Annotated in this window: 7 protein-coding genes and 1 pseudogene; 1 reads left to right on the top strand and 7 read right to left on the bottom strand. The window is 54.9% G+C overall.

The genetic code is table 11. The features are described from left to right. Positions 1 to 135: 135 nt before the first annotated feature. Positions 136 to 714 carry a CueP family metal-binding protein gene (locus tag HQN87_RS31295; RefSeq protein ID WP_173141148.1) on the bottom strand — a complete coding sequence of 193 codons (579 nt, stop codon included), beginning with the start codon at positions 712 to 714 and terminating at the stop codon, positions 136 to 138. A 53-nt stretch (positions 715 to 767) separates the two neighbouring features. Continuing rightward, on the bottom strand, positions 768 to 2,759 hold the full coding sequence (locus tag HQN87_RS31290) for a Na+/H+ antiporter (protein WP_173141146.1): 1,992 nt from the start codon (positions 2,757 to 2,759) through the stop codon (positions 768 to 770). A 243-nt stretch (positions 2,760 to 3,002) separates the two neighbouring features. On the opposite strand from HQN87_RS31290, the pseudogene HQN87_RS31285 reads away from it, so the two are divergent. After that, positions 3,003 to 3,380: pseudogene (locus HQN87_RS31285) on the top strand (PDDEXK family nuclease); the annotation flags it as partial. A gap of 338 nt (positions 3,381 to 3,718) precedes the next feature. Here the strand turns inward: HQN87_RS31285 and HQN87_RS31280 are convergent. The 5 genes from HQN87_RS31280 to HQN87_RS31260 all read right to left on the bottom strand — a co-directional run bounded on the left by HQN87_RS31280 (position 3,719) and on the right by HQN87_RS31260 (position 11,128). Next, entirely contained in the window at positions 3,719 to 5,032 is a 1,314-nt protein-coding gene (locus HQN87_RS31280) for an ABC transporter substrate-binding protein (RefSeq protein WP_173141144.1), read from the bottom strand. A gap of 2 nt (positions 5,033 to 5,034) precedes the next feature. Then, entirely contained in the window at positions 5,035 to 6,837 is a 1,803-nt protein-coding gene (locus tag HQN87_RS31275) for a sensor histidine kinase (protein ID WP_173141142.1), read from the bottom strand. 118 nt (positions 6,838 to 6,955) lie between these two features. Beyond that, positions 6,956 to 7,624: a hypothetical protein gene (locus tag HQN87_RS31270; RefSeq protein WP_173141140.1), complete on the bottom strand. Its 669-nt coding sequence runs from the start codon at positions 7,622 to 7,624 to the stop codon at positions 6,956 to 6,958. 15 nt (positions 7,625 to 7,639) lie between these two features. Further along, positions 7,640 to 9,784 carry a hydantoinase/oxoprolinase family protein gene (locus HQN87_RS31265; RefSeq protein ID WP_173141139.1) on the bottom strand — a complete coding sequence of 715 codons (2,145 nt, stop codon included), beginning with the start codon at positions 9,782 to 9,784 and terminating at the stop codon, positions 7,640 to 7,642. Positions 9,785 to 9,844: 60 nt separating this feature from the next. Continuing rightward, positions 9,845 to 11,128 carry a citrate transporter gene (locus tag HQN87_RS31260; RefSeq protein WP_367272849.1) on the bottom strand — a complete coding sequence of 428 codons (1,284 nt, stop codon included), beginning with the start codon at positions 11,126 to 11,128 and terminating at the stop codon, positions 9,845 to 9,847. Positions 11,129 to 11,518 lie beyond the last annotated feature (390 nt).

Raw genomic sequence — 11,518 nt, 5'->3', positions numbered from 1 at the left:
ATTGTGTTTGCCAATTTCTTCAATCTGTACAATTGCAGCAGTACTGCTTTTCAGACTATTTAACAAGATAATCATGACGAATAGGATTAGTACAACCCATAAGATTTTTGTTTTGTTTACTATTATCTCCTCCCATTAATTGGCTGTTAACTGCATAGTAGTCAGGCAAGTATCATCGCTCTCAAAGGTGGAAATCTCGGACTGGGCTTTTCTGCCGTCCTGTGAGATGGTCATCCGGTAGTTCTGGTCGCGTGGGAGCCAGAGGTCGATGAAGCCGTTCGACTGGGATTTCACGGACTTGTTCATCACTTCCTTGCCTTCGGCGTCTTCGATGTATACGTCAAATTCCTGGTCCGTCAGCTCTCCCTGGCAGCCGGTCAGGCTGTGCGTTGCGCAGGGATGCGTCTTCTGCACATAGGGAGCCACGGACAGGAAAAATTCTTTCTCCGGCAGATCATAGGTTGCTTCATTAGGACCGCCGCTGTCCACGATAAGCTGGGTCGAGGTAATCGAGGCGGATTCTGCCGTCAAGGTGCGTGAGCTGAAGTCAGCCACCATCTGCTTAATGTCTCCGCTGAAGGACTGGCTGACCGGCTGGCTGCTGACCGTAGTTACTTCCTCTTCTGCCGTCTTACGACCCTCGTTTCCCGCATACCAAAAGATTCCAACCGCTGCAATGGCTGCGCATGTACCTATTAAGATTTGTTTTCTCATACTCCGTATATTCATCTCCCTGTGGAATGTAATGTTCCTTATAGAATGAGGGCTCAATAGCCTATTTCTTCCCTCAATTCGTGTTCCATAAACAGGATATCACGTTTCATTTCCTTCATGCTAGCTCTGGAAATCCGCCCGTTCTCGAACATTAGCTGAATGTTGTCACGCTCCAGTTGGATGCCTGCTCTTGACAGCTCCTGCAGCGCTTCTTCGAACTCCCGTTTCGTGGCAGAGATGGACTCTGTACGGGTTAATCTCAACCGCCCCCGCTCATAGCGCATGATCAGGGCACTGATGACTTCCGGTTCAGTCTCCCCTGTATGCTGCAGCTCTCTAAGCTGCTCAAGAACATAATTAAAATTGCCCGACTGCAGCCGGTTCCATTCCTCACGCCGCTCCTGCCTGCTTAGGCGTACCTGCTGGATCACCCCGACAATCTCCTCCCAGCTTCGGATCGGGACCAGATCATTCCTGTACTCCGGGTCCCGGGTATACATGAATAGCTGCCTGTTCAGCCTGATCAGATAACGGTAGGCCGTGTAAGGGTTCACCTCGCGCCGCTTCACTGCAAGCAGGGTATATTCTCTCTGCCACTTAAGCGCAGCAATGCCAAGCAGCCGTTCCATTTCCTCGGCATCTTCATTCTTTTTGAGCATACGGATTCTAGCGTTATAGGTGCTGATCAAGTGGTTCAGGGCCATCCGGGATTGATCCGTAGCCTGTTCGTTGAGTCCGGCAACTACGCTGCGCAGGATTTCGATTCTAGCCTCCACCTCTTCGGCATTATGCTCCGCTTCATCATCCGTGCCGAGCAATAAGGGAAGCAGATAGTTGGAGGCCAGCAGTGTCCACAGAATCACACCCGCCGCGAGAAAAATAATCAGGTCCCTGGCCGGGAACCGCGAGCCGTCATCGAGGAAAAACGGCAGCGACATCGTACTCGCAAGCGTGATCGTCCCCCGGACCCCGGACAGTGTGAGAATGAGAGCTTTTTTGAACTCCAGCTTCCAGGGCCCCCGCGGCTCCTCCCCTTCGGGAATATCCATGATCAGCATCCAGATCAGCCGCAGGCCGAGAACGGCAGCCGTTAATAACAGGGTGTACATAATAACCTGGAAATTCCCGATATCCGGGTTGTTCCAGACCGTTTGTATGATCTCCGGCAGTTGGGTACCCAGCAGCAGGAAGACTAGTCCGTTCAGGACAAAGATAATGACGGACCAGGTGCTTTTGGACACAATATTCAGCTTGGCTACCTCAGGATTCATCTGTTTATATCCGAAGGAATGGGCAATCCCGGCACTGACAACCGCCAGTATGCCATTGACCCCCAATTCCTCAGCGGCCATAAAAATAGCAAACGGCGTCAGAATTTCAATCAGCATATGTAAGGTGACATTCTCCATCCCGAGTCTGCGCAGCCAGCGGACCAAACCGTATTTAATCAGCGTGAGTACAAGGCCAAGCACGACACCGCCGAGTGAGATAGAAATAAAGCTCAGACTGGCCGTCTTGAAGGAGAATGCTCCGGTGACCATAGCGGCAACAGCAAATTGAAACGACACCAGACCGGATGCGTCGTTAATTAAAGATTCTCCTTCGAGAATTTGCATCGTCTGATGCGGAATTTTAACCTTTTGCTCCAATGCGCCTACGGCGATGGCATCGGTGGGAGCAAGCGCCGCCGCCAGGGCAAACGCAGCCGCCAAAGGAAGAATAGGCAGCAGCCAATGCAGAAAATACCCCAGAATGCCCACGGTCAGAAAAACCAGTCCCAGCGCCAGCAGCAATATCGGCTTTTTCAGCTTCCACAAGGCCACTTTATCCGAAAGCCTGCCGTCATTGAACAGTAAGGGCGCAATGAACAATAACAAGAACAGCTCCGGGTTCAACTCCAGCTCATAATGCAGGGGAAGCAAGGTCATAGCCACGCCCAATGCAATTTGAATAATCGGCACGGAGACCGAGGGAATGAACCGGTTCACCAGATTAGATAACGAGATAGCCGCCAGCATCAGCAAAATCATTTCAAATAACTCCAAACTTATCCAACCTCCAACTCTGCACTTGCGTGTGCAGATACTAAATTACGTTATGTATTTAAACTCAGTATAAACGATCTGGGAGGAAATATCCTCTTGAATCCCGGTGTAGCTTTACAGGCAACCATTCAACGGCTGATGGAACAAGCAGGAGTATAATTATCTCAGACGAAGAACGTCCCAAGCTGCAACTGGCAGAGGGGCGTTCTTTTTTTGTGCAAATCAGAGATGGAGGGAATGGATATGGATTTTGACAAAGCGCATCAGCTGTTCTTGGAGCGGCATTTGTCGGTCAGAACCGGAGAGCGCAGAGGCCGGCTGTCACGGGGGCATCAGTATGCGGAAAAGCTGCTGCTTCAGAATGTCTGGTGGCCGCTGTTCGGCAATCTGGATGATCTGCATCCGGAGTATGAAGTCTACGACTGGAACCGTAAATCGCAGTTTCTGGATTGTGCATTTCTCCCGGCCTACGGGAGATTCGGACTGGAGTGTGACGGGTATCAGAGCCATGTGAAGGATATGGACCAGGAGAAGTTCAGCTATTCACTGAACCGGGATACTTTTCTGAACGGACTGGGCTGGAGGATTATCCACTTCTCCTTCGATGATGTGCAGAATCGTCAGATATTGCAACTTGGCTATCTAGATACTGGGGTGTGCGGGAGAATTGTTGCAGGAAATGCAGGAAGCTTAACGTAAAGTTACTTAAATGCGGAGTATTCCTGCTTTTTGTGCAACATTTTCTGATTATGGCCCCTTAAGGAGAGGCAATGTTGCATTATGTGCAGGAATTGTAATTGTGCAAACGCCTCTACTCCCAAATCAGCAGGGGGACGGCACAACGGACGGTTCAGCGTATGGCCTGCGGATAGCTCAATGAATAGCTCAGCAGATGGCTCAGGGGGTGCCTCAGCGCATGGCTCAACGCATGCACGCTCACGCACAGAAGAACAACCCGCCTATTTCATAAGCGGGTTAACCTCCTGCTCCATTTGTGCGAGCAGCTTCTCTACAGTAGAAGTTTGTGTGTAGAGCCCGTCCAGCAACAGCTGGATCTTGGTATCAATCTGCTGCCAATTCTTATGACCCGGCGCGATGCGGGCAGTGGCGATCTGGTCGAGAACCGCCCGCTGAATACTCTCCGGTGAAGGCTCGGAGGCTGCCCGCAGGAAGACGTCGGATTCCAGCACAGACTTACGTGACGGGACAAAATACTGCGCAGAGATACTCATGGACCCGGCGCTGGTGATGAACTTGAGGAGTTCCGCCGCTTCCGCCGGATGCGCCGTCTCGAATACGGACACTCCCGCATAACCGAGGGAGGTCCCTGTCCCCTTAATGCCCGCCGGCATCGGGGCGATATCCCAGGCAAAATCGGTGACCGCCCGGGCTTTGGAGGTATAGCTGTAACGGTCCGTATACATACCGATCCGGCCGCTGTCGAACGTCAGCTCATCCCCGGGCAGCGGATGCACCTTGTTCTTGAACATCATATCGCTATAGAGCTGCAGCGCTTCCTTCCCTGCGGGGGAATTCAGCGCAAACGATGCTCCGCCGCTGTCGAACAGCTCTGCCCCGTGCGACCAGAGCAGCGGCAGCAGCGCATCCGACCAGTTGTTCCAGTCGCGGACCAGCTTCACACCGTAGATGCCGCGCTGCGGGTCGGTGATGCTTCGCGCCGCCTTAAGGAACTCCTCATAGTTCCATTTCCCTTCCTCGTACAGCTCCGTTGGCGTCTTCAAGCCTTTGGCAAGGAACAGGTCCTTATTGTAATAGATAAGTACCGGGGGCGTGGAGAAGGGTATTCCGTACAGCCGGTCCTCCCGCCTGAAGATATCGAGGGTAGACGGATAGATATCAGCGTAATTGTACCCGGCGTCTTCCTCCACCTCTGCTGCAATATCCACCAGCTGGCCCGATTCCAGGAGCTGCGGAATCATCCGTTCCGCCAGCCAGCCGGCATCCGGGGCCGTACGGGAGGCCAGCATAATCGACAGCTTTTGCTGGTAGTCGGCAAAAGGAATCGTCATGACCTCTACCTCTATCCCGGAATGAAGCTGCTCGAATTCATCCACCAGCCCCTCAACCATTGCTTTCTGCGCATCATTGCCCCAGATGCTGAACTTCAGCTTCACAGGCTCCTGCTCCGCAGCCGTCTTAGTTCCTGCTTCTTTGTCCCCTGATGTCCCCTCAGGCGCTCCGTTTCCTGCACCTGAGGAGCAGCCTGCAGCCAACAGCACCGCAGCCATCAGACCTAGCAGCCTTGTCCGCATCCTTATGCCTCCTCCTGTCTGTCCCCGGCGGGGCCGGTGTTGTTCATTGCTTCCCAGTTCATCGGCAGCCGCAGCGAGACCGTTACGCCGCGCCCTGCCGTGTTATCCAGTGTCAGGCCGTAAGGCTCCCCATAGAGCAGCCGCAGCCGCTGATGGACATTGCGCAGTGCGAACCCCTTGAGTATCCGGCCGAAGCCTCCCTGCTCCGCATCGGCTACGGCCCGGGGCTGACGGCCATATAGCTGTTCTTCAAGCTCCAGCATCCGTCCGGCGGTGATGCCCAGGCCATCATCCTTCACCGACAGAATCAGGTCCTCTTCCCTGGCAGAAGCCGTCAAGGTAAGGTGCAGCCTGTCTTGTCCCATCGCATGTTCAATGACATTCTCGATCAGCGGCTGGAGAATCAGCTTCGGCACCACACAGTAGTCGAAGGAAGAATCAATGTGAATGACGGCTTGCAGCTTGTCACCGAGGCGCATGCCCTGAATGCGCAGATAGGCTTCCACAAATCTCACCTCATCCAGCACATACACCATCTGTTCCCGGTGGCCTACTGTGTAGCGCAGCAGCTTCCCCAGACTGGTCACTACACCGGAGAGCTCGCGGGTATTGCCCTGCAAGGCCAGCATGTTCACCATCTCCAGCGTGTTGTACAGAAAATGCGGATGAATCTGGCTCTGCAGCGCCAGCAGCTCTGCCTCCCGCTCCTTCAGCCGGGTCTCATAGACCTCTTTGACCAGACGGTCGATCTCGCCGATCATCGTATTGAACCCCTCGGTCAGCTGCCCGATCTCATCGCTGGTAGTGACCGTCGCGCGTTCCAGGAACAGCCCCCGCTTCACCTGTCTCATCTTCGACTGCAGGTGGGCAATCGGCTTAATCAGGCGGCTGGACAGCAGAATGGCTGCCGCATAAGCCGCCATCAAGGCAACGATCGACACCACCAGCGTAGAGTTGGTTAACTCACGGGCGTCCTCCCGGAGCTGCGCACGCGGAATCAGGGAGGTGACCTTCAGTCCCGTGTAGGAAGACTCCGCAGAGGCCGTAATATACGATTCGCGTGAGTCGGGAAGCCGGCCGGCCCCAGAGTACAGGACCACCTGGTCCTTGCCTGTAATCTGCAGCAGGCCGCTCCCGCTGGAGCGGACCGTCGAGACAATAGACCCGAAGCCCCGGGGCATCAGATCCACCTTGACAATCCCCAGCATGGCATGGGTGTATGGCTCACGGATGACTCTGGCTACAGAGATCACCCCCTGCTTCGGTTCTGTATAATAAGCGGCAGTATGCGGAGGAAGAATGGCCAGGCCGCCGTCCTCCTGCTCGATGGTCTCCATCCATTCTGCCATGCTGCGGTCCCACCGCTTCCTTACGCTCTGATCCAGGTTGCTGAAGATTCCTCCGTCATTGGTGAACACCAGAATGCTCTCGATCTCGCCCCTGTCAAAAGCCAGAGAAGAGATAAACAGATTCATCTTCAGCGTCTCATCTGTGGTCAGATAGGTGCTGGCGGGTCCCGCGCCCCTGTGCTTCCTTAGAATCTGCATCATATCCTCATCGTAGAGCGGCGCAAGGGTAAGCCGGTCCAGCTCCTTAATATAATGCTCCAGGTTAATACTGATCTGGCTTACGACCTGATCGGACAGCTCCACCGTGCTGCGTTCTACTCCGGCGGTATATTTCTTATAGCTGATGGTGCCGATGACCACAAACGGAATGGTGATCAGCAGGCAGAATAATATGATAAATTTGGTGCGCAGCGGCACATAGAGTGTTTTTTTATTGGTTCCTTTTCTGAACGGCATGTCAGGCAGCCTCCCGGACTCTGATTCCTTACACCAAGATAGCATAATTTGAGGATGAAGTCAGAGCCGTTCGCCAGGTGTATTTACCAGCAGGAGGCAGCCGCTCAGAGCATCCGGCTCAGCCGTTCTCAAGCTCCTCCGCCCAAACGTCTGTCTGCCTCCAGAATTCGGCGGCTGTCAGGGTGCCGCTGTGAATCATATAAGCATAATCCAGCAGATTCGGCAGGCAGGGCAGGTCCAGGAGATAACGGCTGAACGCATGGGCGGCAATCTCCGAGGTCCGGGTCACGCTGGCCCGGATACGCAGCGGCCCCAGAGAGAGGCTGCTGATATCATCCAGCCGCTTGTTGGTGTATCCCAGCTCCGTGAATTCCAGATCGTGGAACAGCTCATGGGCGAGATGAATGTCGGTGACTTCCTTCAGGCTGAAGGAACGGCCGGGAAGCAGCACCCCGGCACATTGCCGCAGCTCCTCCATGGAGGACCGGTACAGTGTAATGATGCGTTCCTTAGCCGACAGCTCAATCTGGGCGCGGAAGCGGATCTGCCCGATGGTGCCCTTCCGTTCATTGAGATTCACCCGGATGCCCCTGTCCCTGCAGATGGCTCCGACATCCGTGCCATAGCGGGCTTTGAACGCCAGAGCCTGCTCCTTCCCGATGGCCAGCGGACGCTCCACATAATAACGCCGTTTGCCCTGCGGTATCCGGTGGAACAGCAGATCATTCTTCAGCTCGGCATAACCCAGCACGCGGTCGTCCGGTACGGTGTTCGCTGCGGTCTTCATCCTTAGGTGCACCTCCTACTGATAGACGACAGCGAGCATCTCGCTGTTGTCCTCAAGCAATTGTGTTTCCACTTCAAGAATGGAGAACAGCTGCTCCTTGGTCTGCATCCCGGTCAGATCGAGCATTTTTTCCTTATAGAAGATGAAGGTCTTCGGGATCGTGGCATTGGCGTCCGAATAGATCGTATTCTCTTCCAGGAACGAGGCGAACCGGTCGGCCATATTTTTCTTCAAAAAAGCCAGATGATACGCATTCGTCTTCTTGAAGCGCACCACCCCCTCACGATCCAGCACGCCGACATGGCTGAGCTTCTTCTTGACCAGCCCGAACATGGACTTCTTAATCTCGCTGGACTCGAACAGATACCATCTGCCGGAGGCTGCCTTCAGCTCCGTCTGCTCCGCCGGCTGGCCCAGCGCATCCGCCGCCGTCCGCATCAGCTCGTTCACCGGCACCTCGCGGCTGGCCAGATCCTTCGAGCGCAGCTCGGTGGAGCCGGTGGCAATCGCCCGCAGAATATTGCGCTGGGAGTCAATCTCGATCGTGACATCGACCGTGGATTCGTTCGCCCCGGACTGGACGATTTTGTCCATAATCTCTGCCCGGATCAGCTTGATATCCCGCTCCGTCGCGCCAACGACAGTCTTCTCAATCTGCTCGCGGACCATCGCCATCCCGACGCCAATCGTGGAGATATACGGCGCATTGTTCGCAATCTGGTGCTTGAAGCCTTCCTTGGCAGCCATGGCCGGAACCAGAACCGCTCCGCTGCCTCCGCCGCCGACCAGCGTAATGAATCCGGTGTCCAGCTCATAATCGCTGATCATCTGATTCACCACAGCCATGACCTTGCGGATAGCAATATCCATCGCGGCCCTTGCGGCCTCCTCGGCAGACATCCCCAGATGGGCACCCAGCGTCTGCCAGGCGATCCGCGTGCTCTCCATATTCCCGCGGGCATAATCCGTCTCCGGCACATGGTTCAGCAGATTCGCTGCTCCTGCCAGGGTCAGCGCATATTCATGTCCTCCCCTGCTACGAACCGTGACATAATCCGGGTCTCCTTCGCGCGGGCTGACAAGACCGATCACGGGCTGCTCCAGGTTCTCCTTGCCGGTGAAGCATTCGTATTCCAGACCGGCGATATGGGCGCTCCGCGGTCCGACATCCGTGATCTTCCCCCCGCCGATCTGGATCATGCTCCCCCCGGCCACGGCCAGCGTCCGCACATCCAGCGAGCGCAGATAGGTCTTATGCCCGCCGACCTGAGCATTCTCAATCATCACCTTGCCGTTCTTGATCACGGAAATATCTACACTCGTACCTCCGACCTCGAAGAAAATACCGTCCGAGATCTTCTCATACATAAGGGCGCCGGCCACTCCGGCCGCCAGCCCCGACAGCATGGTCAGGATCGGACGCTTACGCACCTCGTCGATGCTCATGACCCCGCCGTCACAGCGCATGATCATGAGCTGGGAGGTAATTCCCGCTTCTTTGACCGCCTGCTCGGTCATATTGGCCGTCTCCATCATCTTGGGGATCAGGCTCGCGTTGACGACCGCTGTGCGGGTCCGGGTCTTCAGCCCGTAGAGCTGGGAGATCTCATGTCCGCCGGTAGCGTACACTCCCCGGCTGCGCGCCGCTTCCATCACCCTCAGCTCATTGGCCGGATCATCGACACTGTAGGCTTCTGAAGCTACAATGACCTCCGCACCCCGGGACAGCAGCTGATCAATCGCATCATCAATGGCTTCTGCCGTAAGCTCCCTGGAGTCAATGAATTTGTGATAAGTGGTCAGGAATTTCCCCGCAGCCAGCTCGATATCCGCCACATTGGTCTCGGAGCGGGCACTGCGGGCATCCAGCCCCGTGCCCATCCCCACGATGCCTACACGGGCAACATCCCCTTCCAGCAGCGCGTTGGTCGCCTGCGTAGTCCCGTGGGCGATGAACTTGATATCACCAGGAAGAATCCCGTTCTCGCTCATAATCCGCTGAATGATCTGGACAATCCCGCTGGCGACCCCGCGTTTGTCGTGGTGCGTGGTGGGCATTTTGACTTTGGACAGCACCTCAAAGGTCTCATTGTCTATGGCAACGGCATCTGTGAAGGTTCCACCGACATCAATGCCGATTCTGATCTGTTTATGATTCATAGCAGGTTCTCCTCTCCATGAAGCTTAGGTCTCTACAGTCTGTGGTTCACTTGCCGCAGGCTAAAAGGCAATCATTCCCGCGATAATCATCGAGATCATCACCGCAACGAACATCCACGGCAGCGTCTTGCGCAGCGTTTCAATAATATCGGTCTTCGTGTAATCGGCGATCCAGACATTGTGCGAGTTGGTCGGATCACTGACAGCCTGCAGATTGCTCACGATACGCAGGGCGAGCATCGCTGCTACAGGGGCCATGCCTCCGGCCACGATCAGTGCCGCGATTCCGCTGCCGAGCCCCCATACATTAAGCGGTCCACGGTAGATTGCGAGCGGAGACAGCAGGGTGAAGACGAGGATGTACATCAGCGGACTGGTCGGAATAATGACCTCGATCAGCGGCTGGATTAATGAGGCCACCTGGGGCGCAGTTACCGCACTGAGCAGCATCCCGATTCCGATCATCAGACCGAGCGCACCGGCTACATCCTGAATGCCTTCCACCAGCGCACTCGACAACACATGGAATGGACGCTTAGGGGTGGCGAGCAGCAGGGTGACCAGCGCCCCCATGAAGACCGCAGAGACAATATCGACCTTCAGGAAAAATACGAGCAGCACCGGAACAAGCGGACTGATGAGCGCAATCGCTCTTACATTCTTGCTGTCCTGAGCCTGGAATTCCGGCTTGAGCGGCATCGCCCAGGCGCGGCGGACCTTGCCGTCTTTGCGGGTATAATAGACGATCATAATCAGGGCAATCACGATCAGCGGAACCGCACAGACCAGCGAATAAGAAGCAATCGTGCTCGTCGGCACCTTAAGCACATCGGTATAAATCGCCCAGGTGGAGACGTTGAACACCACGCCAACTGCATTGGCCAGTAGTACTACCAGACCGCTTACAAAGGGCTTAAGCCCGGCTGTCAGCATAATAGGGATAGCGATGGTCCCGACCAGAATAACCATACCCAGGCCGTTCGCGGCCGAGAAGATTACAGAGGCGGCGAGGAAAAAGATAATGGCAATCGCCAGCGGCTTATCACCCGCCAGCTCCGCTGCCTTGCGGATAATGGTCTTGGTGATGCCGACCTTGCTGAGGATCTGGCCGAACCAGGCGCCGAAGATCAGTCCGGCGATGGCGGTAGACAGCTTCATGGCTCCGCCTGCAAGCACACCCTTCGTGATGGTGAAGGTGTCCGGGTTATCCGACAAGAGCGGGATGCCCGCAATGGCCGCCAGCAGAATCGCCATCATCGGCAATGCCAGCAGCGTGGTCAGCTTGCGGGTCATCATCAGACCCACAAACACAATGAATACAAGTAGAATTCCGATAATTTGCACGGTTTCCAAACCTATTCCCCCTAAATACTTGTTAAATTTACGTTGTTATAAGAATTATCTTGCTTAATTACTAACGGAAACCATCTTGGAATGAAATGAACAGTATAGATTAATCTTGTAAATGACCACCTCCGTATCACCTCCGCGCTTCCCGGTCTTTGAGAGCAACCAGCGTGGGTGTAAGAAGCTAGTAACAGAGCTATAGCAGCAACAACATTTAAATGTATTTCATACAACTAAAAGCTGGCGAAAAGCCTATTTTATCGGGATAACTGGTCGAGTAGGCGGGGCCTCTCCATCGTGGATTGCGCCCCTACCCCTCACAGATCCGTACGTGCGCAATTTACGCATACGGCTCTTCACCCCATCGTTCACAGTTGGCCTTAGTCG

Origin of the sequence: Paenibacillus tritici, from assembly GCF_013204885.1 — a bacterium.
GTDB lineage: Bacteria > Bacillota > Bacilli > Paenibacillales > Paenibacillaceae > Paenibacillus_AQ > Paenibacillus_AQ tritici.
This window is presented reverse-complemented; position numbering and strand designations above follow the sequence as displayed.

Excerpts from the sequence above, each read along its gene's own strand:
- HQN87_RS31295 (WP_173141148.1), bottom strand. The coding sequence starts at position 714 with ATGAGAAAACAAATCTTAATAGGTACATGCGCAGCCATTGCAGCGGTT.
- HQN87_RS31270 (WP_173141140.1), bottom strand. The coding sequence starts at position 7,624 with ATGAAGACCGCAGCGAACACCGTACCGGACGACCGCGTGCTGGGTTAT.
- HQN87_RS31280 (WP_173141144.1), bottom strand. The coding sequence starts at position 5,032 with ATGCGGACAAGGCTGCTAGGTCTGATGGCTGCGGTGCTGTTGGCTGCA.
- HQN87_RS31265 (WP_173141139.1), bottom strand. The coding sequence starts at position 9,784 with ATGAATCATAAACAGATCAGAATCGGCATTGATGTCGGTGGAACCTTC.
- HQN87_RS31275 (WP_173141142.1), bottom strand. The coding sequence starts at position 6,837 with ATGCCGTTCAGAAAAGGAACCAATAAAAAAACACTCTATGTGCCGCTG.